Origin of the sequence: Desulfuribacillus alkaliarsenatis (genome assembly GCF_001730225.1) — a bacterium.
In the GTDB taxonomy this organism is placed as follows: Bacteria; Bacillota; Bacilli; order Desulfuribacillales; family Desulfuribacillaceae; genus Desulfuribacillus; species Desulfuribacillus alkaliarsenatis.
In genome coordinates this window covers 135,571-160,793 of sequence record NZ_MIJE01000034.1, presented here as the reverse complement: position 1 = coordinate 160,793, position 25,223 = coordinate 135,571, and the positions used below count along the sequence as shown (strand labels likewise).

Genomic DNA, 25,223 nt, shown 5'->3' with positions numbered 1-25,223 from the left:
GTATTTATTAAGCAGAAAATTTGTTTGCGAAATAGAACAAAAGACCAGGATTTGAACTGGTCTTTTGTAATTTCAAACTATGATAAATGATTAATCTTATCTTCAAACATTTTTTTCTGTTGCTTCATTAAATCAATTGCTGCGTCACTAAGGGTACTTAACTCTTGATATAATTCACGCGATTCTTGCTGATCTCCTTCTTGCACTTCAGAATATATTTGTTCTGCAAGCTCTCTTCTACGATGACCTATACTACGAAGCTGGTCTCCTAATGTGTTTAATTCCTGCCAATCCATTTTTTTCACCTCTACTTATTGTAATATTAATTCATCTCTTCTTAATTAATTTTCCGCAAATGGATTTAGCTATACTAATTAATACTATTTGCAAGTCTTGTTTGTAAATCTGTTTGCAAGTCTGATAGGAGAGACTGATTACCGCATCTTTTGCATCTTTGAAATACTTAACGTTATCAATATGCTGATTAACGAGTGCTTGCCCACCTATGATTATATAAAAAAAGGCTCAGGAATGAGCCTTTTTTATCTTAGCTACAGTTGTAGCTGTACTTTATATTTACGCATCCATGTATCTAGCTGCCCTATATACGCCAAGAATTGTGGCATATTCATTAACTGGCCGAACCAGGGCATATTTGAGCTTGGAGATACTGAATTTAAGAGTAATCTGATATTCTTACAGTTAATAATTTGATGAGTAGGCGAGTTTGGAGTGTTGATAATTTCTGTTACCCATTCCTTCATAGCTGCTAAATACGCAGGGTCGTGAGTTTTTGGATAAGGGCTTTTTTTGCGATAGAGAACGTCATCTGGTAGCACACCCTCTAATGCTTTTCGTAACAAGCCTTTTTCAATTTGATTGTAATACTTCATTTCCCACGGAACATTCCAGAGGTACTCAACTAAGCGATGGTCACAGAAAGGGACACGAATCTCTAATCCTTCTGCCATACTCATGCGATCCTTGCGATCTAAAAGCGTTGGCATCCAACGGGTTAGGTTTATATAGAACATCTCCCTTATACGCTCGTCATGCCCTTGCTCACCTTCAAGCCTTGGCACCTCCTCCATCGCCTCATGGAATCGCTGTTTAATATAGGACTCTGGTTTTATTATGTCTGTGATTTCTTGCGAGAAAACCGTCATTCTTTCTGACAGGTTTCTGGTCCAAGGGAACATTTCTAGCGGTCTATCATCTAGGTTTTTAAACCAAGGATAACCACCAAAAACTTCATCTGCACATTCCCCAGATAGCGCTACAGTAGCATGCTTTTTAATCTCATGACTAAAAAGCATAAGTGAGCCATCAATATCCGCCATTCCAGGTAAGTCCCTTGCCAGTGCAGCTTTCTGTAGCGATTCAACTAAGTTATCGTTTTTGATTCGTATATAGTGTGATTTACTACCTAGGTATTCATTAACACGTTTAATGAAATGTTCATCTGAGTTTGGTTGAAATTCATTCGGTTTAAAATGCTTGTCATTATCTTCATAGTCTACTGAGAATGTATGAAGTGGACCCATTCCGTTAGTAACACTCGCTCTGTGGGCGTATGCTGTAATTGCACTTGAGTCTAGCCCGCCTGATAAAAGTGTACAGAGTGGTACATCAGATACTAGTTGCCTTCGTACTGCATCTTCAAATATTGTCTTAACCCTTATTACTGTTTCTTCAAAACTGTGCGTATGTTTTTTAGATTCTAGTGCCCAATATTGCTGTGTCCGTACTCCTTCTCTACTGAACTGCATGAGGTGCCCTGGTTTTAGCTCATAAACATTTTTGAAAACCCCATGGCCAGGCGTTCTTGCTGGACCAATTGCTATTATTTCTGCAAGTCCTGAACGATCTACTATTGGCTCTACATCAGGATGACTTAACAGTGATTTCAACTCCGATGCAAACACAAGCGAATTACCTTTAAGGCTATAAAATAATGGTTTTACCCCTAGACGATCTCGAGCTAAAAATACTGTTTGCTTACGTTCGCGCCATATTGCAAAGGCGAATATGCCATTGAAGTACTCTACGCAGCGCTCTCCCCACTGAATGTATGCAGTCAATAACACTTCAGTATCTGAGTGTCCCTTAAATATATGACCACAGTTTTCGAGGATATTTCTTAAATCTTCTGTGTTGTAGAGCTCACCGTTGTATATAAGGACAAAGGTTTCTCCTTGGTGCTCTTTAACCATAGGCTGAACACCACCGACAGGGTCAACAACAACTAGACGCCGATGGGCAAACGCAGCATGGGCTGAGACCCAGCTCCCTTTCGCATCAGGTCCTCGAGGGATTAATGTCTCCCCCATTGCATTTATCACAACATCTATATTATCAGCGAGATTCATTTGGTAATGAATCCAACCTGCTATTCCACACATAGTAAAACCCCCACTTAATCAATCAACTTCCTAGATATCGATAAACTATCACTTGCTCGACATGATTATGATAATGTCATAAAGTCATATGATAATTTTTCTCAATCAAAGGAGCTTATATTTATGGTATGCAATAGCTGTATTAGGTTGCTAGTCCTAGCATAAATAATACAAAAACCCTTCCACGACAAAAGAAAGGGTTTATTTCTGTATTATTATATTTGAAATCGTAATCATTTCGTCTAACTATTTCATTGGCGAATAGCCTTTTTCTGCTGCTAAAAGATCTAAAAATAGTGTTTCTACATTTTCCATCAATTGATTATTTGACAATCTTGGCACATCTGCCCTTTGATCAAAAGTCTTAAGATAGGTCTTACATTCCTCACAGTGATATATTTTATATCCCTCGACATCTTCTAAAACAATGTATCCAAGCTTATCATAATCATCATTGCCACAGTAGCTACAGCCCATACGCTTGTATGGCCATTTAACATCGCATTGTATGCATATTAAATATCTTTTGCCATGCTTGTCTTCATCAAGTACAGCAAAGTCTGCAAACTGTCCACACACAGGACATGTTGGTCTCGAGTTTACAGGCAGATCAGTAATTTTTTCTTTATTATCACTAGCTACTGCACGCCAATATGGACTCATTGCCCAGTAAGAGAGACGCAATAGCGAATGCACATCAAGCTCTTTTTCTTCAGCAAGCTTAATTACACTTTCCTCAACTTCTTCTATTGGTTTATCCCAGAATTTCTGATTGAAAACATCTTCATCAATTAGCTTCTTTATAGAGTTAGCTAGTTGATTCTCAGGTGTACTTGCTTCAAGTAATTCCACAAGTTTATTAAAGTTTTTTGCTACCTGTTCACTATCCATTGGAACATAGCCTTCTTCAAGCAGTGAACTCTCTTTGCCAATTTTCTTTAGGAATTCCTCGATTCCTTCTACTTTGTTAATTGTTACTAACTTTAGGTTCTTTGTTTGATTACTAACAAACTCATCAAGATTTTTATAGTAAGCAACCATTTCCTCTGGAGGCTTAGGAATATTTTTGTTTTTATTCAAGGTGCTTCCCCTTTCTATTGTTTGCTACTATTATAACCTATAGCAAATTATAGGTAAAATCATTTTTATATATAAGTCCAATATTATTTTAAATTAAGCTTAATACTTTATTTGTATAGAATGTAACAAATGGGACTAGATAATCTAGCCCCATTTGTAATTCTTAAATATAATATTTACTTTGAAGCCTTATAGTCTATTATTGACTTTTTCCAGCTTTATAAACATCGTTGTACCATTGCTCATGGTTTTCAATCATGTATTTCTCAGATACTTTACCATGAGTCATAGCTCCAAGCGATTCGTTAGAGATTGGGTTTAATAATGCTAACCAGATGTGACCAATAGCTCCAGCAGTAGCTACTGCAAAGAACAATGCATGCAATGGAATTGCCCACATTAGTAATCCTGCACTAAATGAATCACTGAACCACATAATGAAACCTGTTACTATTAGGATTGCTCCAGAGAAAATTTGAATTAAAGAGTTAACTTTTTCTCCACCGTTATAGAATCCTTGTGGTGGAATTTCTTTCTTAATTCCCATGAACTTATGAGGGAATGTAGCTAAGAAACCAAAGTCATTTTTTGTAAATGTAAAGCAATCTTTAAACCAAGTTAACATCTCTTTTGGACGCATTAGTAATGATATTACAATTGAACTAACAAGGAAAACAGCTGCCACACGGTGAACAATCATAGCTCCTTCAATACCACCAAATAACGGTGCCATCCAGTCTAGCTTTGTACCGAATAGCATGTATCCAGTAATCGCTAGGATGATGAAACTGATTGCATACATCCAGTGTGTAATACGAACGACTGGACTAAAGCGCACGATCATTTTTTGTTTGCTCATCGTAGTAGCCTCCTTCTTCCAACTTAGCACTTTCCTTCAATCCTACAACCTTACGGCGTGAGAACAAGAACGCTAGTCCTGTAGCCGCTAAAGCTGCACCTACCATAAAGTTTCCAAACGGATGAACTAGGTCTTTCCAAAGTCCTAATGTCGGGTGTAATGTTGGATTTACTGGTAAGTCAAACTGATCTGGAGAGTCAGGTAAGATATAAATAGCACCTAATCCACCAAGCTCATCCTTACCATAAATTCTTGCATTTGGATACAAGTTTCTAGCTTGAACTACACGCTCATCAGCTAACCTTGACATATCTTCCCAAGTTCCATAGACAATCGCCTTAGGAACACACGTTTTAGCACATGCAGGTTGAAGATTGTTTGAAATTCTGTCATAGCAGAATGAACATTTTTTCATCTTCTCTTCTTTTTCATCAATCTTAGGAATACCGAATGGGCAATGTGGTACACAATAGCCACAGCCGATACAATTCTCTTCTACGCGAATAACTGCACCATTGTCAGCTTTTCTAATAGCATCGTTTGGACATGCCTTCATACAACCAGGATCACCACAGTGTAAGCAGCAGTTCTTACGGAAATGCCACTCAAGACCAGTAGCTTTCTTCTGCTCGTAGAACTTAATCATTGTCCAGCGACCAGGAGAATTGTCATGATGCGACTGATACGAACCAGTGAATTCACCAATTTCTCCTTCTAGTTGATTCCAGCTTTTACAAGCAACCTGGCAACCTCTACAAGCTGTACATCTAGTGATATCGATTAATCTCGCCATTCTTGTCATATTATCTCACCTTCCTTACATCAACCAGGAATGCTTTGTACTCTGGTATCGAAGTATTGGCGTCACCAACATGTGGTGTAAGTGCATTTGCAACGTCACCAGTAACAAGTCCTTTGAAACCAAAGTGCCATGTTAAACCGACCTGATACGTCTTATTACCATTAATGTTAAAGTCAGCATTACGAGGTGTAACCATTGCTACAGCTTTAATTGATCCACGAGCATTAACTATTTCAACTGTTTCACCATTCACAATACCTTTTTCAGCAGCTAAATCTTCGCTCATTTCAACGAATGAAGCAGGCATTAACTCAGCTAACCATGGCATATGACGGCTTGTTGCACCTGAATGCCAGTGCTCACATACACGCCATGTAGAACAGATTATTGGATATTCACTAGGATTACTTCTATATTCATCCGAGCTACCAACAGCACCTTTATAGTGTGCAGGATTTGTCTGTCTACCATTGAATACGTTTTCTGTTGGGCTCTCCCACGGCTCATAGTGCTCTGGAAGTGGTCCATCATTCAATCCGCCGATTGCGAATAGGCGACCTACTTGCTCTGTAAGCATGATGAATGGAGCATTAATGCTTCCATCTTCCGCTCTAAGTGGAGCACCACCATCAACAACATCATATCCACTCCAGCCAGTGCTTGCACTCCATCTCATGTATTCACGATCTTCTGACCATGGTCTACCGTTTGGATCAACTGATGCACGGTTGTAAAGAATACGACGGTTTGCTGGCCATGCAAATCCCCAATCAAGGTATGCACCCCAGCCTCCTGGATCATCTACTCCACGTCTTTGCGAGCGGTTTCCAAGAGCTTCAGTATAGCAACCAGAGTAAATCCAGTTACCACAATCTGTTGTACCATCATCTTGTAGTTCTGTAAACAGGTTAACCTGTAAACCAGTAGTTAGATTTCTACCACTAATTTCTCTAGTAACAGCATCAATAAATGCTCTATGATCTACTGCTGGGTCAGGATAATTCCAAGTAAACGCTTTAATTGGCTCATCTTCTGGTCTTGTACTACTAGCATATAAAGCTTTTAAGCGCTTAGCTAAGCGATCAAGAATGTAAGATTCTTGCTTAACATCACCAGGTCCTTCAACAGCCTTCCAACGATACTGCATTAGACGTCCACTGTGAGTTACTGAACCTTCCTTCTCTAAGAAGGTAGTTGGAGGTAATAGGAATACCTCTGTTTGGATGTCTCTAGGGTTTGCACCTGGACGCTTCCAGAATGCCGCTGTTTCATTCTCAAATGGATCTAAAACAACTAACCAATCAAGGTTTTCCATTGCTTTTGTACTGAAGTTGTAGTGAGGTCCTGCAACTACAGGGTTTTGACCCCAGCTGATAAGCCCTTTAACTTCTTCAGCATGCATACCTTCAAACACTGAAATATGCGAATAATCTTTCCCAGCTTTACCTTTTGGCAGCCATCCATAATGGAAGTCATTATCTGCTTGTGCTGAGTCACCCCACCATGCCTTTAATAAACTAGCAATGTATTTAGGACGGTTCGACCACCATGCAGGTGCCGCAGGAGTTGTTGCATTATATGCTTCTAACGTCGCTAAGCTCTCATTAGGAGCTGGAAGATATCCAGGTAAAATATGGAATAGGCACGCCATGTCTGTTGAACCCTGTACGTTTGAGTGACCACGAAGTGCCTGTGTTCCTCCGCCTGGAATTCCTAAGTTACCTAATAATAACTGAATCAAACCAAGTGCACGTACGTTTTGTGCCCCTGAAGTAAACTGTGTTTGACCCATAGCATAAAGAATTGAACCTGCTTTACCAGTTTCTCCTGTAGATGTAAATAGCTCATAAACCTGCTCAAGCTTATCAACTGGAGCACCCGCTGCTGCAGCAGTCTTCTCTAAAGTATAGCGAGAATAGTGATTTTTCATGATTTGGTATACTGAACGCGGATGGTTTAATGTCATATCTCTTACATAGTTACCATCTTCGTCACGCTCATAATCCCATGTAGAACGATCAGTATATCTTCCTACAGCTTCATCATAACCAGTAAATAAACCAGTTACATCATCGAAAGCAAATCCTTCTTTAATTACAAATGTTGCGTTTGTATAATGCAACACATAGTCTCTATGCATTCTGTCGTTTTCTAAAATGTAGTTAATCATACCGCTATAGAATATAAGGTTAGATCCACTTCGAATTGGACAGTATAAGTCTGATCTTGCTGATGTTCTTGTAAAGCGTGGGTCAACGTGAATAATCTTAGCACCGCGCTTTTCCCTTGCTTCAGTTAACCATGAAAATGATACTGGATGGTTCTCTGCAGCATTACTACCACAAATTAGTGCAACATCAGTGTTTTTCATGTCTTGCCAGTGGTTTGTCATAGCTCCTCTACCATACGTGGCCCCCAGACCGGCGACCGTAGAACTATGTCAAATACGAGCCTGATGCTCGAGATAGGTAACACCTATAACGCGCATTAACTTAGAAATTAGATATAAATCCTCATTATTTATAATAGAACTTCCTAAACTTGCAATAGCCTCTGTACGACTAACCATCCTACCTTGTGCGTCGCGAAGCTCAAAGCTTTCATCTCTAGTTCTCTTGATGTTATCAGCAATTCTATTAATTGCCCATTCCCATGTTTGAACTTCCCATACCTCTGAACCTGGTGCACGATATAATACCTTCGTTACACGCTCATCGTTCTTGTGAGTTTGGGATACTGCAGCACCTTTAGAACAGTTTGTACCGCGGTTTGACGGATTGTCAGGATCCCCCTCAGTAAATACTAATTCCCCATTAACAACTTGTGCGATAATACCGCACCCTCCAGAACAGAAACAGCAAATCGAAGGATATTCTCTTGCAAATTTCGTTCTTAACGTTGCGCTATCGGCTGAAACCTTAGAAACATTAAAGCCTAAGTTAGCAACCATAGCCGCTGTTGTACCAGCACCAGCTAGCTTCAACAGATTACGTCTTGATAACTTCATCAATTAGTCCTCTCCTTTCTATTCTTTGAAACTTTAGACTAAAAACTTTGATCCCCTAATCATTAGCGTAAGAGCAGTCCCCCTTCTCTAGAGTTATAAAACTAGATAGAGTCTGAGATTATACTAAGTCTAGTAAAAGGATATATCATTACTATATTTACTAGAAACAGACTTAATATATTCCTGACCCTTGGATAAACTCTCCGATAATAAATCTAAACTAATAATAGGAATATAACTATAAAAAGTACTAGTAATACGATAATAATATAACTTCACAAAAAATACAATATCTTTCATGAAATTAGCGTAAGTCAATAGTATTTAGTTTCCAAAAACGAATAATTAGCATTTTATAGTTCTGCTAATGTGCGCGCTATCACATAAATACCCCTTGAACATAACTGCAACAAACTAATTTATACTAAAACGCTAGTAATAGTGTGTATGTATTAAGTAGTAATGTATAGCTAGTTTAATCTTTATTTCTTCATTTTACTTCATGTTATATTGCACTAGCTTTTCCACTACAATCAGGGTTAATTCTATAAAATAAAAAGCCCCCATTGTTCAATAACAATGAGGTTATAGATAAATATTAAGCTGTATTTAATTTAATATTACATTTCTGCAACATTTTTTGACTTTAATTGACCTATGTCAATTTTCTTTTCTGATATCCATATGATGCCACCGATGGATGTGCATATAAGAACTGACAGATAAAATAGCAACGATACCGTAATCGAAATCGACTCTGCTATTCCGACTGTCGCAAAAAAATACGCGTACGTTCCTTCTCTGACGCCTAAACCATTCATCGAAATTGGAATCATCGTCATAGCTGATATTACAGCTACAAATCCAAGCTGATAGAGAAAATTCACCTCTATACCTAAAGCACGGAATAGCAAATCAGTGATCCAAACGAAGCATACCTGAAAGGCTAAAGATGCTAATAATAATTTGGTTAGCAAATACTTTCGCGTTTTATAGGTCTCAACTGTCTTATAAAAGTCTCGCACGCTTTTCCCTAGTCTTCTTGTAAGCAATCCAATGATATAGTTGTTGAACAACAGTAGATAAAGTACAGCAAATATTCCCGCCAGCAGCCATACATGATGAGCATATTCGCCAGCTCCACTAATTACTACGAATCCGATCACAGCAGTTATAACTAATGCAATCCCAGCAAACACCCGCTCAACGGTTATCGATGCTATCGCGTTTGTCATCCCTATCTTCTTACTTGCATAGTATGCCCTCGGTACATCACCACTAATACTACCTGGCAGAAAATTGCTAAAGAAAAAACCGATATAATACCAGCGCAAGCTCTCAACAAACGTAACATTCGATGTGCTTTTAGATAGTATATGCCACTTATACGCGCTAATAAATATCGCCAGTTTAGTTGCTAATAATGCTGCAATTATATACCTATAATCGGCCCCCTGGATGTGCTGAGGAACTTCCCTCCACTCAATTCGCCAAAACAAAAAGGCGAGAATCCCTGTAGATACAAGGATCCTAAATGCTATTGATAGCCTTTGTTTAGATTTATTTGATAGCTTCTTGTTCATTTTTTACCAAAAACCCTTTCGCTGCCCAGGCGAATACCATAAGTACAGAAACTGCAATCACTGCCCAAAAGATAATAGGTACTGAAATCACTGCGTCTCCGTGTAGAATCTCATCTCCGATTGAATAGGCAATATATGAGTAAACAATGGTTGCAGGCGCTTGACCGACGCCCGTAGCCCACCAATATGTCCAGAAACGCATTTTTGTTAAGCCTGCAGCATAGCTTACAATACCAAAAGATAGGATTGGAAGTAGTCGTGTAATTAAAATCGTATGCTTTCCGTACTTCGCAAAAAATCCATCAAATATATCTAAGCTTTTCTTACCAACCATTCTTTCTACTAGCGGTCGACCATAAATCTTAGCTAAAGCAAAATTTAGTGCTGCCCCAATCATAGCGCCGCTCCAGGATAATAAAATCCCCCATTGCCAGCCGTATAATAGTGAGTTAGCTACTGTAATGATAAATGTTGGTAATGGAATAATCATAGTATTGACTGTCATCATCAGCATTGATATAATTGGGCCCCATATACCAAACGAATGGATATAATCCCTCATAGCAACAAAGTTGTTCTTCTCAACAAGCCCTAGTACATATTCTCTCCATTGGGGCACAGCAAAAATGATAGCAATTACACCAACCAAAACCCCAATTTTTATCCACTGTTTCTTTTTTTCTGCGTCCAAAAACTCATCTCCCATCATCTATAAAAGCCAAGTGACCCCTGTTATATCCCAATCAGACTGTTTATAAAGTACCGTATTCCTGGTTGAACCATATACATAATTAAGATAATAAAGACAGTATACATAACAGTTAATATAATTATCCTTTTGGTACCTTTTAATGTTGATCGAGTATCGTCATTGTCAATAGATGTCTGTAGTTTATGATAAATTACATAACTAACAATCCCTATTAAAAATACGATTCCTACCCAAACGTTAATTTGATTTAGAGTTATATTTTTTAAAAAAAATCCAGCCCTTACCGTCGAAGCAGGGACTATTTGCATGTGAAGCGAATTAAAAGAGTTAGTCAAGGCAATAACTACCCCACTGGCTGCCACTAGTATGATAGCTAGTGGCCTTTGCCAATATAAAGTCTGATAAATCCTTACTTTAGTATTAATCAGATAAACAAATCCTGAAATCATCAATAATGCTGGGATTATTGCACCTGCATTAGTTCTCATATCTAGCCATGTCCACTTAACCATTAACATTGCAACCGCTAAGCCAACGAAAAAATGAATAAACAGTGTATTAAATAATCCCATGCTCCATTTTATTCTGTTCATACAGCTTACCTACTTGATTTTGTAAGTAACTACTACAGGTGTACCGTCACTTGGTAGAATATCTGCGTTGCCTTTAAACTCCGCTACTTTACTATCAAATGTTGTAGTTGGATGCGAGCTATTACTTGTAATACCCACAGGGCAGCTATCCAAGCACAGTAGGCAGCCTGTAAAGTTGCCTTCATGTCGCTCGTAGTTACCTCCGAATTTAAATACGAATGGCTTCTCAGCAGAGTCAATTAACACTTCATTAATGTCATATACCCTATCGGCGCCAGCCCAGGTAATCGTTACTTCTAAATCTTGTCCTTCAATATGAAGTTTTTCTGACATATTATCCATGGTAACGTTATTACCAGGTGTTGCCCCTAGCTCTATCATCGCATCATGAAAATTAAGTGGATTAGCATACGCTGCTAACACAGCTTGATCTCCAAAGCGGCCTTCATGAAAGTTCATTCCATGACGTGTTGGCTCTATTAAATATTTGCCATTTACCTTCGCGTATACAGATATAGTTTTACTTTGTTGATCAATTACTAGTGGATTACTTTCTGATACTTCCACACCAGTTGCCGCTTGTGTTTCAGTAGCTTCTTGATTCGAGCTACAACCCAACATAACCATACCTAATATCAGTGTTGCTAGCATGATAAACCATAATTTCTTTGTCATTCAGTTACTCCCCCTATTTAGTATAACTTTCAATAAAAATTCTTCATAAAAATTAGTTATAGTTATATAAGTAATTTTTATAGTGAAAGTATACCACTATCAAAAAAACAGGGTCAATTGTTTTACGTTAAATCATGTTTCTATTTTGTCACGAATATCTTGGTTATGTTGCGTATTTGGAATGCGGTGTATGAAGTGTATAAATTCTTTGGTAACTGGGTTTAAATAACGATCTTTTAAAACAGCCACATAAATTTGTCTCTTTATTGAGCCCTCGACAATTGGAATCTGTTGAATTTTTCCTAGCTTGATAGCGTCTTGCGTAACCCACTTCGAGAGGAAACTACAACCCATTCCACTTATTACCGCAGATAAAATTGCCCGATTACTACCTAGCTCCATAGTAGAGCCAGGTAGGGTTATGTTTTTCTCTCGCAAGAATTTTTCAACTACTGTCCTTGTACCTGATCCCGATTCCCTTGTTATCAAAGACTCAGTCCATTGATGCAAAGATGGTTTTAGTTTAATTTTGGGCTGAACTGCTCCCACGAGCACTAGCTCATCCTCGATAAATGACTGCAAGTCAAGCTCCTCATCATCAATATCAGCACCAATAAACGCTACTTTAACCACTCTATTTTTTAGCATAGATATAATTTCATTAGTCTTGGCAATTTTCATGCGTACATTGATATTAGGAAATAAAGTCTTAAATTCCCCTAATATTGAGGGAAGAATATATTCTCCTGGCAAGGTGCTAGCACCCACATCTAGGTATCCAGCCTGTAGCTGCTGAAGTTCCTGTACTGTTTCCTGCAAGCGATAATAATTTTCTAAAATTGTGACTACATGCTGGTAAAAAACATCGCCATATTCTGTCAACATTACCTCACGGTCATAGCGTTCAACAAGCTGCACACCTATTTCAGCTTCTAGTTTTTTCAATTGCTTGCTAACAGCAGATTGGCTCATGTAGGTTTTCTCGGCAGCTTTGGTGAAGCTCTTTTCCTGTACTATTGCAACAAATGTTTGAAACTCTTTTATAGAAGCCATAACTCTACCCCTGTATCATTTCTAAGAATGTATCAACCCTCAATTTAATTTGCTGGTTATCAGATTGGCTATAGTCCGTTTCAATTTGCAGCAGCGGAACACCATTATGCTCACGTAAATATTCTTTTAGTGTATAGGACTCAATATTGTACGTGTGACAAGCTTGTAACGTAATATCAACAACTCCATCGATGGCATACTCGTTACATAGGCCACTTGTTAACTCCATTCGTCTTGGGTTTGGCGATAGGCATGAGCACGGAATATCCATATATTTCGCAGCCAATGCTTCATATGGATCAGCTGTTTCGTCGACAAGATCCACGAAGCCTTTAATGCCACTACAGGCTTCTTGTAATATGACCTGACCGCCTGCATCCTCGATAATTTTCATTACCTTTTCTTGACCTACACCCGTCGGAGAGCCAGTAACTAGAATCCGTGGCTTCTTCGGTTGTTTTTCTGCCGTGCTTTGTTCACGGTTGGCCACAATGTCCTTAACCTCATCAATCAATGCTAGAAGATTAGTTTTAAATTCTTCTCGATCAATCTGAAAGCTTCTTCCCCACATTACTTTCAGTAAATCAATTCCTGACATTGGAGCTGGTTCGTGCTTGTTTAAGGACACAAGCTCCATAATATTCTTGCGTTCTTCATTATACGTAGCAATTGTATTACGTAGGTTATCTATTGTTACTTCCTGCCCTAATGTATCTTCCAGGAAGTCTTTCATACGAAGGATTTCTTCCGTCCAATGCTGTTTACGTCGCTCTAAGTTTGTCGTGTTTGGGATGTCTAGCACAATCATCGGCTTCATCTTTTCCATCAATTCATACATTTTCTTCTTTCCATCACAGGTTGTCTCTGCTACAATTGCATCGGCAAAGTGAAAAAACGGACACTTCCCTGAAGCTGCAAAACCGTAGCTCGACTTAATTAGTGGACATAGGTTTCTTGGTAATACCTTTTCCCCATCGGCAATTGGTTCCTGTTTTGTAGCACATAGACCCACAGGCAGCGCCCCGGTTGCTTCGATTAGTTCTATCGGCGAAAACACACAATAGTAGCCTACAACCTTACGTCCTGCTTCTTTCACATTTTTAATTGCTACAGCATTGTTCGCAATCATTTGATCAAAATACTCCATCGCTTTTGGTCTCATATATATAATCTCCCTTGTATTTTTATAATTATTTGCTAACTATATTTTTGTGATTATATGGTAGATTTCTCGTAGCCGATAATTGCCGCACCTAAGGCACCAATAATCTGCGGATTTTCAGGTGTATGGATTTTCCAGCCTGAATGGCCTGCAAGCATTTGACACAGATTTCTGCTTCTGGCAAGACCACCTGTAAATACAATATGTTTATCTCCTGACTGATTACCCGTATCAAAAAGCTTCGCCGCCATTGCAGACATACGTACGGCAATTGATTTCAATACGCCCGCTAGCACTTCTCCTTGAGACTTTCCCTGTACTATAAGGTTTAGCACCTCGGTCTCAGCAAACACTGCACACATACTGCCTATCTCTACTGGTTCTTGCCCTGAGGTCATAGCATCGATTTCATCAAGCTCAATCCCTAGAGCCTGTGCCGTCACCTGCAGAAAACGTCCTGTACCTGCCGCACATTTGTCGTTAAGTAGGAAATCAATTACCTTACCATTTGTGTCCAATAGCATAACCTTGCTATCCTGGCCACCGATATCTATCACCCCTGTGGCAGCAGGATAAAGGTAGGACGCACCCTTTCCGTGACAGGAAAGCTCATTGACTGTTTTATCAGCATAAGGCATGTGCACACGACCATATCCCGTTCCTATAATACAAGCAACTTGACTGCTTGTTATATTAGCTCGCGTTAGTATATGTTGTAGCCCCTGTTCACCTGCTTTTTTCGGTGAAAAACCCGTCGGCAATATTACGTGCTGATACGATTTACCATCAAACAAGACTACCTTTGTTGTAACTGAACCAACATCAATACCTACTGTAGCAATCATATGAACCCCCTAGCCAAAGTTACCCCAACGTAATCACATTATCTGCATCTGCCATAATATCTCTGAAGCTATAAATATTACTAACTTGGCCAACTGCTAATTGCTCCTTTAATTGATAATAGTCGAGACAAGTTCCACATGTTAAAACAGTAACGCCATTGTCTGCTAGCATTTTTATGGAGTTTACAGTTTTCTCTCCTTGCTTCACTAATTCTACACCTGTGTTGATTAACAGAATGTGAGAAGGCAACACCTCTCCCTCTGATAGGGCAATGAGATAGTTAGACATAAGCTTTTCTCCTAGTTCAACTGCTCCATCTCCCAGAGTTTTAGACGTAATTAGGACAACATAGTTTTTTTGCATTAGCATTTCCCCCCTAAAATCTTCTCTACTGGAATTTGCTCCTGCTGAAAGATTTGCATAACTAGATCCTTTAGTATTAAGTCAACCTTAATACCGAGACCACAGCCTTCATTTACATGGGGCGGCACTGGTACTACGATATGTTCTAACTCCTTAGATTTAAGCGCTTTTTCCGCACACAGCGTCCAGTGAACCGTTGGAAATATCATTAACATATAATCTCCTCCAATGCATTAATTAATTGTTGTATCTCTTGTTCTGTAGTGAAAGCGCCCACGCTCATACGAACAGCCCCACACTCTAATGTGCTGATTAATTCATGGGCAAGCGGCGCGCAATGCAAGCCCGTTCTTGTCGTAACCCCATATTCACGTTCTAATCGAAATGCAAGTTCGTCAGCTCTAATTCCATCAACATTAAATGCGACTAAACCAACCCGTGCCTGTTCGTCTATTGGGCCATAGATTGTAATCTGTTTATGCTCAAGACAAAATTTTATGAATAGATTAGTCAACATCTGTTCATGTGCACGCATGTGCTCCATATTCTGTTTGCAATACGTTACGCCTGCTAGTAAACCTGCAATGCCTGGTATATTTCTTGTTCCGCTTTCCACTGCTTCTGGATACGATGTCGGTTGCTTGAGTAAAGCCGATTGACTACCTGTTCCCCCATGTATTAGCGGTTCTAGGTCAATCCCAGGCCTTATATATAACCCACCTGTCCCCTGAGTACCAAGCAACCCTTTATGTCCTGTAAAAGCAAGCAGGTCTATATTCATTTCTTGGGCGTTTATGGGAATAACCCCAGCTGTTTGTGCCACATCTACCATAAATAATACGTCCTTTGATTTTGCTAGCCTTCCAAGTTCAGTAATTGGTAGTATTGAGCCTACTACATTAGACGCATGGGTCGTACAAATCAATTTAGTATTATTTTGTAACGCATTAGCAAAAGCTTCTACTACTAACTCTGGATTTTTTAAAAAGTTACTATTGTTAAGTCGATCTATGTTATCTCCGTTAATTTTATCTCTGTTTATGTTGGCAATTGAATAGCTTACACCCTTGGCCATTTTCAAGTACTCAAGAACACGGACAACTGAGTTATGTTCAAATGGACTTATTACCACATGCTCCCCTTCAGATAAAAATCCCTTCAGTGCTAGATTTAGTGATTCTGTGACGTTTTGCGTAAACACAACTCTTTCTGATGCCGAGATATTGAAGAAATCAGCTAGTGCATTCCTTGCTTCCAGAAGAATGCGACTGGCAGCTAACGACTTACTGCTAGCTCCCCTGCCAGCATTTCCTACTTCTCTGAGGGTCTGTTCCACTGCTTTATATACCGATTCTGGCTTTGGCCAGCTAGTAGCTGCGTTGTCTAAATAAATCAATCAACTCACCCCCTTCTTGTTACCCTTCTTCTTTGTATTTATGAATAAGCTCAAATAAGTCACGAGCTGCATCTCCCGTAAGTTCACAGCAGCCGTTCCCTGTAAATCGATTCATAAGACCTTGTTTTTTGTGAATAACTCGACAACAGGTAGCGGTGTTCCGTTCTTTAAATCGTCTCTCAAACTCTTTAGCTGCTTCTAGACCTTTTGGATGGTCATGTAGCACATAACCTATAATCATCATTCCACCAGCTAAAGCTCCGCATATACACCCTGTCTCAGCGAGTCCTTTTCTAAAAAAAGCGCCCATGTTCGCGACTTCTTTTGGCAATGGTATGTCAAATAACTGAATCGAAGTCAGAATCATGCTTTTACAACAATTATCCGATTGTTTAAATATATCTTTTGCGTATTCTTTCGCAGAACTACTATATTCCATTCTGTTCACCTCTAGCCCCATTATAGTAATGCTTCACCATGAGTATCAAACGAATGTTTTTCCTAAAAGTGTTGTGTCAAGTTCCATTTTGGAATAATGCAATGATTAAACTAAATGTACTATAAGTTATAGTTATTATCAATATAAGTTTTTTTAATATAAAATAGATTTTGTACTAATCTTCTAATAGGTCATTTCAGAAAGGATGTTACATTTATGCAAAAAAATCTTTTAAGACTATTTCCTTTATTATTAGTAGGATTGCTTGCAATAAGTCTGGCTTTAATTGGCTGTTCGTCTGAAAGCAAAACAGAGTACCAGTATATATCAGCGGCTGAATTAAAAAATAAGTTAGATGCAGGCGAAGACGTTATTATCGTTGATATTCAAGTAGAGGAAGAGTTTAATAGGCACTTCATAAAAGGGGCCATCCCCACTTATGCTTTCCCAGTTGAGACAGCTGAAGATCGTGCTAAATTAGTTTCAACTCTTCAGGAGATTAAGACATCTAACGCCCCTGTAATCATTGTTTGTCCTCGTGGCGGTGGCGGAGCTACAAGAACTTATGATTACTATAAGGGTGAATTCGTATCCGAGGATCGTTTGTTTATACTGGCAGACGGACAAGAGCAATGGCCATATAACAATTTATTAGGTAGTATTGATAACACAGAAGATATCAAGCAGAAATCGGAATCGGTCCAAATATTTCAACCTAAAGAGGCAATAATCCAGTATGTATCACCAGAACAGGTAAAATCAGATATCGAAAACGATACAGATATATTATTAATTGATATTCAACCGGAGAATGATTTTAGAAAGCATCACATCCAAGGTTCTATTGCTACTTATGCATTTCCTGTCACTTCAAATGACGATAAGCAAAAACTTGCACGCATCTTGCCAGATGTGCTCACATCAGAAGCACCTGTGTACGTTTTGTGCCCTAGAGGAAGAAGCGGTGCTGAAAACACGCTAAACTTTTTAGCTGAACAAGGAGTTGACCCTAATCGGATGTTTATTATTGAAGGCGGTCAAGCAGGTTGGCCGTATGAGGAATTAGTAGTTACACAATAAAAATAACCTAATTAATTATAAACACACTAATTTATTCTACTTTTTTGGGTGAATGACATGTAAAAATGAGCTTGTGATACAACGTTTTCGATTGCATCACAAGCTCATTTGTTTTCCCAAAATTTCATCTACTTTTAGCCTATTTAGTTAAAAATAAGTGTTCCGGCTTAAGTTGAATGTATAGGCTCTTTTTATTCTGCCAACGCTTCCATTTTTCCTTATATATCTCCATTTGCAAATGATGTTTTCCAGTGCCATAACCTATCTGTAAATATACGGTCATGTGATGTGGTCCTTCCTCTGTTTTAATGACGCCAGCTTCAAAACAATTGTCACCTGATAAATCATCTGCAACTTTAATGTGAAAGGCTCTAATCCCTATATATTTATAGCTTCCTGGCAACTGCTGAATCTTTAATTGAATGTTACCCCAATTCATAGCTACTGCCACTGTATAGTTAGCTTCTATATTTTGTTCTATATTTTGTTCTTTGTTTTCTAGCTGTTGCTGAAGCTCTATAGCAGAGATGTTTTTGCAACCCGTAAGCTTTGCCACTGTATGCGTTGGAGGCTTACGAAAGATTACTCCTTTATGATCATCCGCAATTACTTGTCCGTTGTCCATAATCATTAGGCGCTCACAAACTCTATAAGCCTCTTCAAGGTTATGGGTCACAAATAGTGTAACACCTGAGTAGCTTTCAAGAACTTCAATTAACTCCCGCTCCATATGACGTCTTAGGAAATTATCAAGGGCTGAGAATGGTTCATCAAGAAGCAATGCCACTGGCTCTGTCACCATCGCTCTAGCTAAAGCTACTCGCTGCTGCTGCCCACCAGATAATTCATAGGGATAGCGCTTAGATAGATTACCAAGCTGAATCATCTCTAATTTATCTTTAATTCGCTTCTCCCGTTCATAAGACGAAAGTTGACGAATGCCAAACTCAATATTTTCTTTTACCGTCATATGGGGGAACAATGCGTAGTTCTGAAACAAATAGCCGATTTTGCGATCCTTGGCTGGTATATTAATACCCTGTTCCGAATCAAATAGCACACGTTCATGTAGAACAATTCGCCCTTTGGTCGGCTTATCCAAACCAGCTATACAACGGAGGGTCATACTTTTTCCTGAGCCTGAAGCACCTAGAATGCCGAAGTTCTCATTTTCTGTATCAAATTTCGTTCGCAGCAGAAAATCGGGTAACTTCCTTTCAATATCTACACTTAAAGACATCCGTTAGTCCCTCCTTGTTTTCGCAAAGACCGCAAAACGGCGCTGCTGCCAATCGTTCGTAACCACTACCATCAACAAAGATATGACAACCATTATAACAACCCACGCAAAAGCTCTCTCCATCTGTCCCGCTTCAACTGCAAAAAATATAGCTACAGGTACGGTTTGCGTCTTTCCTGGTATACTTCCCGCTAGCATCAAAGTCGCTCCAAACTCCCCCAAAGCCCTAGCAAAGGCAAGGATTGTTCCTGCAATTACCCCTGGCCATGATAATGGCAATAAAACGCGCCAGAAGATTTGCCACTCGTTATAGCCTAATGTTTTAGCGGCTTCAATATAGGTGTAGTCAATTTGTTCAAATGCAGCCCTAGCCGTCTTATACATCAATGGAAAAGCTACTACCGTTGCAGCAATTACAGTCGCCCACCAAGTAAAGATAACCGTAATATCAAAGTACATCAGAAACTGTCCTATTGGTCCATTTCGCCCAAAGGTATAGAGTAAGATAAATCCAATCACCGTGGGTGGTAATACCATAGGTAGCACAAGGAGACCATCAATCAACCCCTTAGCTCGACCACGATAACCCGCCATCCAACGAGCAATAAAAATACCCAAAACAAAGGTAATTATAGTTGCCGTAGTTGCCGTCTTTAATGAAATCCATAGCGGTGAATAATCTGTAATCATCAGGGCTTTTCCTCTCTATTGTGCATCTTTTATTCGTTAACCGTTTGAAAGCCGTATTGCTGGAAAATTTCCTTCGCTTCATCGCTTTGTAAAAACTCCAGGAACTGGCTAGCATGCTGATTATTTCTACTACTTTGAATCAAGGCTGCTGGATAAAGAATTGGCGAATGGCTGGTTTCTGGAGCGACTGCAACTACCTTAATTCGTTCTGATAGTAGTGCATCGGAGTGGTATACTATTCCCGCATCGGCATTTCCGAGTTCTATATACGATAGAACCTGCCGAACATTCAATGTGTGAACGAGCTTGTCCTTTAAAGAATCCCACAGTTCCATTGTTTCAAGTGCTTCTTTCGCATAGCTCCCTGCTGGTACAGACTCTGGATTACCAATACCAATAAATCGAACCTGTGGAGAAGCTAAGTCTTCAAAGCTCGTAACCATGTTTGCATCCTTATGTGCAATCACAACAATTTCATTACGTACTAGGTTGACACGAGAATCCGTAACAATAAACCCTTTGTCTGCTAGCGCATTCATCTGCCTTTGGGCTGCAGAGATAAATATATCGACAGGTGCTCCTTGTTCAATTTGCTGCTGGAGCTGACCTGATGATCCCATATTAATAATAATGTTAAGCTCCGGGTTATGCTTAACATAAGCTGCTTGAATAGCGTTCATCGCATCCTTCAAGCTAGAAGCGGCTGAGACGGTAATCGAACGTCCCTCTACTGGCACTGGCAGCCCCTCTAGTCCCTCTGTTTCATGGTTCCGCTCAGAACAACCTATGAGTATACCTATTACTATAATAGGTGAAACAAGAAATAAAACTATACCCCTTTTCAAACGATTCGATATTCTTCGCATAGCAATCTCCCTCAGCAACACTATCCCTTAATAAAGACATTTCGTATGAAATAAAAAATCACTGCCCCAATGGAACAGTGATTATATTAATGAAAATATAACCATCGTCCTTATACAATGGGAAGGCATAATTGTTTCCTATTATACCCTGGCTGCTTCAAAGAAATCTCGTGACTACCTGCTTCACCATCGCTTCTTCAAACAACGACCTTACTTCCATATTGCATAATGCAACGTAGGCAAGTAGGTTCGGACAATTGATGTTTTACATTTAATATACTACTAGCAATCTTGTCCGTCAATCACCCTCATTTGTCTATCAATGCAATATTTCATTATAAACCAATGGCGTCATAAATGACATAATGTTATGATAGATATGTTATGGTTAGTTGCATTTTATTAATTGTCAGAAAGTGAGGAGGTAAGTTAATGGTCTACGTAGTCTATGCACCCGTTGGATTTGGCGAGGCTTTGCAAACAATCATAGTTACAGAGCATATCGATCGCGCGATCGTTAAGTATATTGAAGCGGGTCATAATGCACAGATTGAAATTTGGAAGGATGAACAAGAAATCCTGTCCTACGGTTTTATCAAGTGGCACAATCATACAGATGCCAAAGCAATAAAGAAAGAGATTGAACTTGCACTAGAAAAGCTCTAATACTTATATTTTATAACCAAAGAAAGCTGTATTCGAGGCAACCCTACGAATACAGCTTTCTTTTAAAAACTATGTTTTATAGTACCAATTATATTGTCTTTGTCTTCTTCGACTCTTCTTCCATTACCTTATCATACCATTTAGCATGGTGACTTTTGGCAAATTTTGCATCTACATAACCATTAATCATCCCTGTGAATGCTGCCTTAGAGCCTGGATGCAATGTCCCTAAATAGATATGCACGATAGCTACTGCAGTTAATAACGCAGCCGATCCACTATGAATTACAATCGCCCATTGTACTAGCACTTGGCTAAAGCTTCCAGAGAACCACATGACAAAACCTGATAATATCAACAGTGTTGAAAACGTAATAGTCATTAGAGAATTTACTTTTTCCCCTGCATTAATGAATCCTTGTGGCGGAGTTTTTGCATCAATACCGAATAGTTCTTTTACAAAAGATGGGAAAAAGCCAAAGTCGTCTTTTGTCCACGTAAAACAGTCCTTTAACCAGCCGAAAAAACTTTTAGGGTCAAAAAGTATAAATATCACAACTGGTAAAATAAAAACAACAGCAAAGATTCGATGAAGCAATTGGGCGTTCTCAAAACCACCAAACAATGGTGCTATGAAATCAAAGGCGTTACTAAACAAAAGTAGCCCTGTAAAGAATAACACTGCATAAGATATTACATAAACCCAATGTGTAACACGAGCAGTCTTAGTAAAACGATATATTTTACCATCCTTGACCATAGGTGTCTCTTTCGCCATTATACATCGACTCCTTTCTTGCCATCTTCTGCTATGTCGTGATCATGATGTGGATCTTTACCTCTTGTTAACACAAAACTCGTCAATACAGCCGCCAATGCTCCACCTAATGCTACCTTACCTAAAGGCTGTACTATATCCTTCATTACTGATAAGGATGTTGGTACAACTGGGTTAACAGGCAAACCGTAGTTTTCTGGGGAGGTTTCTAGTACATAAATCATATGCGTTCCTCCGACACCTGTTTCGTTAATGCCATAGGTTTGCGCATTTGGATTAGTTTTTCTTAATTCTTGCACCCTCGCTTCTGCCATTGCAATCATATTTTCTTTTAATCCATAATAAATCGCATCAGCTGTACAAGTTTGTGCACATGATGGTGTCATACCTTGTGCTATTCTGTCTTCACAAAGATTACATTTTGTTGTCTTCTCAGCACCTTCATCAATTTTCGGAACTCCAAACGGGCAATACTGGGCGCAATAGCCACATCCTACACATTTATCCTCATTTAAAGATATTACCCCATTACTAGATTTCGTAAGGGCTTCCTTGGGACAAGCTTTGACGCAAGCTGCATCCCCACAGTGCATACACTGAAACTTCAAGAAGTCCCAGTGAAATACACTTCCTTCCATTCTTTCACTCATTCTTAATACGTTATACGTTTTTGGACTCAAGTCTGTGTGTGACTGGTATTCACCAGTAAATGGTGTAATTTCAGCCGGCAAATCTTTCCACTGTTTGCATGCTACCGAACATGCTCTACACGCAGTACATTTTGACACATCATGAAACATTGTGATTTCCATATCGTTCCTCCTCTCGTGATATACAGCACGTAACTTTTAATTGATTTTACTTAGAATAACATCCAATCTACTTGCGTGGCTGCCACTTTTTTGATAGCATCCACTAGGTTTTCTATATCATCATCCGTGTTAAAAAATCCTGGACTTATTCTTACTGTACCCTCTGGATGGGTTCCTATTGTCTTATGAGCTAACGGAGAACATTGCAGTCCTGAGCGCACTTGAATTTTGTAGTTGTGTTGAAGTATATCGGCCAGATCATCTGGTTCCCAACCTTCTATATTCAAGGACAACACAGCTACTCGCGGCATATGGGGTTCTGGTCCATATAACTGAATCTTTGGCACTTGAAAAAACGACTCCCATAACCTTTCTAAATGCTGGTGTTCACGCTGAGCAATCTGCTCAATTCCCTGCTGCTCTATAAATTCAATACCTGCACCTAAGGATACAATACCTGGTATATTCATCGTACCTGCCTCATATTTTTCTGGCCAATTCACAGGCTGGTATTCTGATTCCGAATTATAACCCGTACCACCCTGTCGGTATGATAGTAGTTTTTCAATGCGGCTACCAATCACCAGTAATCCCGTGCCTGGTAGTCCAAATAATCCTTTATGTCCTGCACAAACAATCATGTCTACATATAATTCATCCATCTTTAGTGGCAATACACCCGCCGTCTGTGCAGCATCTAGCAATAGATAAGCTCCTCGTTTACGAACTTCTTCACCAATATCTGCAACAGGTTGTACAGCCCCTGTCACATTTGATGCATGATTCAACACTACCAAACGTGTTTTCGGTGTAAACGCTTCCCAAAGCTTGTGCTGATCAATATAGCCTAAAGAATCACACGGGACAATCGTAAGCGAAATTGTACCCGCCTGCTCTAAGTGACGTAACGGTCGGAGCACTGAATTATGCTCAATTGCAGATATAATCACATGATCTCCTAGTTCGACAAACCCTTTTATCCCTAAATTCAATGCATCTGTTGCGCTATAGGTGAATACGATTCGGTATTCATCACGAATTCCAAAAAAATTCGTCAATTGTTTACGTACCTGCAGAACTCTGCTATCAGCTTTCGTTAACGAGGTGGGAGTCGATCTACCCGGAGATCCTGAACCCGTTTCTAGCCAATGAATCACTCTCTCATTTACCATTTCTGGTTTCGGATAACTTGTTGCAGCATTATCTAAATAGATCATTTCTATCTCCTTTGCTTCTCGTACTATATCCCGTATAATTGATATCCAAATCGCTGATAGCCGTTATTCTTGCCTACCAAATCTAAATGCAACGTAGACCAATCACTTAATATTACTTGTTCATTTCCTTCATCTGTGTACGTTTTAATATACCCTTTGCATTTGTCACAAGTGTCAATACGCAAATTCTTTACACCTTCAAGTTCAATAATATTTAGGGTTTTCTGTTTGTCATTCTTACAATAAGGACATCCCATACGCTTATATCTCCATTGCATTTGGCAACAACCACATACAAGATTGCGTTCCCGACCTTTACTAGTACGAACTAATTGTGCCATCCCAGGCAATTGTCCACAAACTGGACAATATTCTTTATTCCATTTTAAGCTACTAGTTTGTAACTTTTCATCTATTATAGTTTTTATCGGATGTAAAACATGACTCAGGGCATTCCAAATTACGTACATGAGTACTCCTCGGTCAACACTGGCAAGCGTTAGCTCTTCCAAATCGACTTCGTTTTCAGTTAGCACTTGCTTGATGAGCCCACCCATAATCTCTGGTTCTTCTGACGCAATAGCATGAATTTTTTTACATTGCTCATTCATCTTAGTAGGCAAGCTAGACGATGACAATGCTTCTGCTATCGTACGTACTAGAACCACTGTCGCTTCTACTTCTGCATCGTTGATACTGATTGTTTTTAAAGCGGGAATCCCTCTTTTTAGCTCCGATTCCATCTCTTTGCTCTCGAACATCGCACCTGTTAGCATACTTTCAGCATGAGTTGCCTCTTCTAAAGTAGCTACCATTACTTTTTGTAGATTGGCAATTTCATCGAGATAAGGGTGTTTCTCTACCCACTTTTCTATAGCGCTTAGTACTTGACTCATGTTTTA

At 39.2% G+C, this 25,223-nt stretch carries 26 protein-coding genes and 1 riboswitch; of the genes, 2 read left to right on the top strand and 24 right to left on the bottom strand.

Features of this window, described 5'->3' with window-relative positions; all coding sequences use genetic code 11:
- Nucleotides 1-77 precede the first annotated feature (77 nt).
- The 17 genes from BHF68_RS13605 to BHF68_RS13520 all read right to left on the bottom strand — a co-directional run bounded on the left by BHF68_RS13605 (nt 78) and on the right by BHF68_RS13520 (nt 16,972).
- A complete protein-coding gene (locus tag BHF68_RS13605; protein WP_069644217.1) occupies nt 78-296 on the bottom strand; it encodes a hypothetical protein in 219 nt (72 codons plus the stop codon).
- Between the two features lie 255 nt (nt 297-551).
- Nucleotides 552-2,402, bottom strand: a complete 1,851-nt coding sequence (gene asnB / locus BHF68_RS13600) for an asparagine synthase (glutamine-hydrolyzing) (RefSeq protein WP_069644216.1) — start codon at nt 2,400-2,402, stop codon at nt 552-554.
- 246 nt (nt 2,403-2,648) lie between these two features.
- A complete protein-coding gene (locus BHF68_RS13595) occupies nt 2,649-3,482 on the bottom strand; it encodes a formate dehydrogenase accessory protein FdhE (protein WP_069644215.1) in 834 nt (277 codons plus the stop codon).
- Nucleotides 3,483-3,681: 199 nt separating this feature from the next.
- On the bottom strand, nt 3,682-4,341 hold the full coding sequence (locus BHF68_RS13590; protein WP_069644214.1) for a formate dehydrogenase subunit gamma: 660 nt from the start codon (nt 4,339-4,341) through the stop codon (nt 3,682-3,684).
- The gene (locus BHF68_RS13585) at nt 4,310-5,143 is read right to left on the bottom strand and encodes a 4Fe-4S dicluster domain-containing protein (protein ID WP_069644213.1); all 834 of its coding nucleotides are present in this window, start codon (nt 5,141-5,143) and stop codon (nt 4,310-4,312) included. The genes BHF68_RS13590 and BHF68_RS13585 overlap by 32 nt, the downstream gene beginning before the upstream one ends.
- A 1-nt stretch (nt 5,144) precedes the next feature.
- Nucleotides 5,145-8,150, bottom strand: a complete 3,006-nt coding sequence (fdnG, locus tag BHF68_RS13580) for a formate dehydrogenase-N subunit alpha (protein ID WP_141706298.1) — start codon at nt 8,148-8,150, stop codon at nt 5,145-5,147.
- Between the two features lie 620 nt (nt 8,151-8,770).
- Nucleotides 8,771-9,733, bottom strand: coding sequence for a lysylphosphatidylglycerol synthase transmembrane domain-containing protein (locus tag BHF68_RS13570; RefSeq protein ID WP_069644210.1), 963 nt, complete (start codon nt 9,731-9,733; stop codon nt 8,771-8,773).
- Nucleotides 9,711-10,424 (bottom strand): TVP38/TMEM64 family protein, encoded by a 714-nt coding sequence (locus BHF68_RS13565; RefSeq protein WP_069644209.1) that lies wholly within the window; start codon nt 10,422-10,424, stop codon nt 9,711-9,713. The genes BHF68_RS13570 and BHF68_RS13565 overlap by 23 nt, the downstream gene beginning before the upstream one ends.
- Nucleotides 10,425-10,465: 41 nt before the next feature.
- A complete protein-coding gene (locus tag BHF68_RS13560; RefSeq protein ID WP_069644208.1) occupies nt 10,466-11,038 on the bottom strand; it encodes a hypothetical protein in 573 nt (190 codons plus the stop codon).
- A 9-nt stretch (nt 11,039-11,047) separates the two neighbouring features.
- Nucleotides 11,048-11,713, bottom strand: coding sequence for a YdjY domain-containing protein (locus BHF68_RS13555; protein WP_069644207.1), 666 nt, complete (start codon nt 11,711-11,713; stop codon nt 11,048-11,050).
- Between the two features lie 132 nt (nt 11,714-11,845).
- Entirely contained in the window at nt 11,846-12,766 is a 921-nt protein-coding gene (locus BHF68_RS13550; protein WP_069644206.1) for a LysR family transcriptional regulator, read from the bottom strand.
- Between the two features lie 4 nt (nt 12,767-12,770).
- The gene (locus BHF68_RS13545; protein ID WP_069644205.1) at nt 12,771-13,928 is read right to left on the bottom strand and encodes a double-cubane-cluster-containing anaerobic reductase; all 1,158 of its coding nucleotides are present in this window, start codon (nt 13,926-13,928) and stop codon (nt 12,771-12,773) included.
- Nucleotides 13,929-13,981: 53 nt separating this feature from the next.
- A complete protein-coding gene (locus BHF68_RS13540; protein ID WP_069644204.1) occupies nt 13,982-14,773 on the bottom strand; it encodes an acyl-CoA dehydratase activase in 792 nt (263 codons plus the stop codon).
- 19 nt (nt 14,774-14,792) lie between these two features.
- Nucleotides 14,793-15,137 (bottom strand): sulfurtransferase-like selenium metabolism protein YedF, encoded by a 345-nt coding sequence (yedF, locus tag BHF68_RS13535; RefSeq protein WP_069644203.1) that lies wholly within the window; start codon nt 15,135-15,137, stop codon nt 14,793-14,795.
- A complete protein-coding gene (locus BHF68_RS13530; RefSeq protein WP_069644202.1) occupies nt 15,137-15,352 on the bottom strand; it encodes a putative Se/S carrier protein in 216 nt (71 codons plus the stop codon). Before BHF68_RS13530 ends, yedF begins: the two co-directional genes overlap by 1 nt.
- Nucleotides 15,346-16,533, bottom strand: a complete 1,188-nt coding sequence (locus BHF68_RS13525) for an aminotransferase class V-fold PLP-dependent enzyme (protein ID WP_069644201.1) — start codon at nt 16,531-16,533, stop codon at nt 15,346-15,348. Before BHF68_RS13525 ends, BHF68_RS13530 begins: the two co-directional genes overlap by 7 nt.
- A 19-nt stretch (nt 16,534-16,552) precedes the next feature.
- Nucleotides 16,553-16,972, bottom strand: a complete 420-nt coding sequence (locus tag BHF68_RS13520; protein WP_069644200.1) for a C-GCAxxG-C-C family (seleno)protein — start codon at nt 16,970-16,972, stop codon at nt 16,553-16,555.
- A gap of 216 nt (nt 16,973-17,188) precedes the next feature.
- Between BHF68_RS13520 and BHF68_RS13515 the strand changes: the two genes are divergently transcribed.
- Complete coding sequence (locus BHF68_RS13515) at nt 17,189-18,052, top strand: rhodanese-like domain-containing protein (protein ID WP_069644199.1); 864 nt, start codon at nt 17,189-17,191, stop codon at nt 18,050-18,052.
- 139 nt (nt 18,053-18,191) lie between these two features.
- Here the strand turns inward: BHF68_RS13515 and BHF68_RS15450 are convergent, their stop codons facing one another.
- Genes BHF68_RS15450 through modA form a run of 3 tightly spaced genes read right to left on the bottom strand, consistent with a single transcriptional unit; the run spans nt 18,192 to nt 20,848 of the window.
- Nucleotides 18,192-19,292, bottom strand: coding sequence for a sulfate/molybdate ABC transporter ATP-binding protein (locus BHF68_RS15450; RefSeq protein ID WP_069644198.1), 1,101 nt, complete (start codon nt 19,290-19,292; stop codon nt 18,192-18,194).
- A gap of 3 nt (nt 19,293-19,295) precedes the next feature.
- The gene (modB, locus tag BHF68_RS15445; RefSeq protein ID WP_069644197.1) at nt 19,296-19,982 is read right to left on the bottom strand and encodes a molybdate ABC transporter permease subunit; all 687 of its coding nucleotides are present in this window, start codon (nt 19,980-19,982) and stop codon (nt 19,296-19,298) included.
- A 29-nt stretch (nt 19,983-20,011) separates the two neighbouring features.
- Complete coding sequence (modA, locus tag BHF68_RS13500; protein ID WP_084019471.1) at nt 20,012-20,848, bottom strand: molybdate ABC transporter substrate-binding protein; 837 nt, start codon at nt 20,846-20,848, stop codon at nt 20,012-20,014.
- A gap of 90 nt (nt 20,849-20,938) precedes the next feature.
- Nucleotides 20,939-21,115: riboswitch (molybdenum cofactor riboswitch) on the bottom strand.
- 165 nt (nt 21,116-21,280) lie between these two features.
- On the opposite strand from modA, the gene BHF68_RS13495 reads away from it, so the two are divergent.
- Complete coding sequence (locus BHF68_RS13495; RefSeq protein ID WP_069644196.1) at nt 21,281-21,514, top strand: hypothetical protein; 234 nt, start codon at nt 21,281-21,283, stop codon at nt 21,512-21,514.
- A gap of 88 nt (nt 21,515-21,602) precedes the next feature.
- On the opposite strand, the gene BHF68_RS13490 is transcribed toward BHF68_RS13495, so the two are convergent.
- The 4 genes from BHF68_RS13490 to BHF68_RS13475 are packed head-to-tail and all read right to left on the bottom strand — an operon-like array spanning nt 21,603 to nt 25,217.
- A complete protein-coding gene (locus BHF68_RS13490) occupies nt 21,603-22,292 on the bottom strand; it encodes a formate dehydrogenase subunit gamma (protein WP_069644195.1) in 690 nt (229 codons plus the stop codon).
- Nucleotides 22,292-23,104: a 4Fe-4S dicluster domain-containing protein gene (locus BHF68_RS13485; RefSeq protein WP_069644194.1), complete on the bottom strand. Its 813-nt coding sequence runs from the start codon at nt 23,102-23,104 to the stop codon at nt 22,292-22,294. The genes BHF68_RS13490 and BHF68_RS13485 overlap by 1 nt, the downstream gene beginning before the upstream one ends.
- A 50-nt stretch (nt 23,105-23,154) precedes the next feature.
- Entirely contained in the window at nt 23,155-24,321 is a 1,167-nt protein-coding gene (locus BHF68_RS13480; RefSeq protein ID WP_069644193.1) for an aminotransferase class V-fold PLP-dependent enzyme, read from the bottom strand.
- A 23-nt stretch (nt 24,322-24,344) separates the two neighbouring features.
- Complete coding sequence (locus BHF68_RS13475; protein WP_069644192.1) at nt 24,345-25,217, bottom strand: formate dehydrogenase accessory protein FdhE; 873 nt, start codon at nt 25,215-25,217, stop codon at nt 24,345-24,347.
- Nucleotides 25,218-25,223 lie beyond the last annotated feature (6 nt).

What these genes read in the sequence shown, in the direction of transcription:
- BHF68_RS13540 (WP_069644204.1), bottom strand. Translation starts at nt 14,773, where the DNA reads ATGATTGCTACAGTAGGTATTGATGTTGGTTCAGTTACAACAAAGGTA.
- BHF68_RS13545 (WP_069644205.1), bottom strand. Translation starts at nt 13,928, where the DNA reads ATGAGACCAAAAGCGATGGAGTATTTTGATCAAATGATTGCGAACAAT.
- BHF68_RS13560 (WP_069644208.1), bottom strand. Translation starts at nt 11,038, where the DNA reads ATGAACAGAATAAAATGGAGCATGGGATTATTTAATACACTGTTTATT.
- yedF (WP_069644203.1), bottom strand. Translation starts at nt 15,137, where the DNA reads ATGCAAAAAAACTATGTTGTCCTAATTACGTCTAAAACTCTGGGAGAT.
- BHF68_RS13475 (WP_069644192.1), bottom strand. Translation starts at nt 25,217, where the DNA reads ATGAGTCAAGTACTAAGCGCTATAGAAAAGTGGGTAGAGAAACACCCT.
- modB (WP_069644197.1), bottom strand. Translation starts at nt 19,982, where the DNA reads ATGATTACAGATTATTCACCGCTATGGATTTCATTAAAGACGGCAACT.
- BHF68_RS15450 (WP_069644198.1), bottom strand. Translation starts at nt 19,292, where the DNA reads ATGTCTTTAAGTGTAGATATTGAAAGGAAGTTACCCGATTTTCTGCTG.
- BHF68_RS13550 (WP_069644206.1), bottom strand. Translation starts at nt 12,766, where the DNA reads ATGGCTTCTATAAAAGAGTTTCAAACATTTGTTGCAATAGTACAGGAA.
- asnB (WP_069644216.1), bottom strand. Translation starts at nt 2,402, where the DNA reads ATGTGTGGAATAGCAGGTTGGATTCATTACCAAATGAATCTCGCTGAT.
- BHF68_RS13515 (WP_069644199.1), top strand. Translation starts at nt 17,189, where the DNA reads ATGCAAAAAAATCTTTTAAGACTATTTCCTTTATTATTAGTAGGATTG.
- BHF68_RS13555 (WP_069644207.1), bottom strand. Translation starts at nt 11,713, where the DNA reads ATGACAAAGAAATTATGGTTTATCATGCTAGCAACACTGATATTAGGT.
- BHF68_RS13490 (WP_069644195.1), bottom strand. Translation starts at nt 22,292, where the DNA reads ATGGCGAAAGAGACACCTATGGTCAAGGATGGTAAAATATATCGTTTT.
- modA (WP_084019471.1), bottom strand. Translation starts at nt 20,848, where the DNA reads ATGCGAAGAATATCGAATCGTTTGAAAAGGGGTATAGTTTTATTTCTT.
- BHF68_RS13530 (WP_069644202.1), bottom strand. Translation starts at nt 15,352, where the DNA reads ATGTTAATGATATTTCCAACGGTTCACTGGACGCTGTGTGCGGAAAAA.
- BHF68_RS13590 (WP_069644214.1), bottom strand. Translation starts at nt 4,341, where the DNA reads ATGAGCAAACAAAAAATGATCGTGCGCTTTAGTCCAGTCGTTCGTATT.
- BHF68_RS13605 (WP_069644217.1), bottom strand. Translation starts at nt 296, where the DNA reads ATGGATTGGCAGGAATTAAACACATTAGGAGACCAGCTTCGTAGTATA.
- BHF68_RS13585 (WP_069644213.1), bottom strand. Translation starts at nt 5,143, where the DNA reads ATGACAAGAATGGCGAGATTAATCGATATCACTAGATGTACAGCTTGT.
- BHF68_RS13570 (WP_069644210.1), bottom strand. Translation starts at nt 9,733, where the DNA reads ATGAACAAGAAGCTATCAAATAAATCTAAACAAAGGCTATCAATAGCA.
- BHF68_RS13495 (WP_069644196.1), top strand. Translation starts at nt 21,281, where the DNA reads ATGGTCTACGTAGTCTATGCACCCGTTGGATTTGGCGAGGCTTTGCAA.
- BHF68_RS13520 (WP_069644200.1), bottom strand. Translation starts at nt 16,972, where the DNA reads ATGGAATATAGTAGTTCTGCGAAAGAATACGCAAAAGATATATTTAAA.
- BHF68_RS13480 (WP_069644193.1), bottom strand. Translation starts at nt 24,321, where the DNA reads ATGATCTATTTAGATAATGCTGCAACAAGTTATCCGAAACCAGAAATG.
- BHF68_RS13485 (WP_069644194.1), bottom strand. Translation starts at nt 23,104, where the DNA reads ATGGAAATCACAATGTTTCATGATGTGTCAAAATGTACTGCGTGTAGA.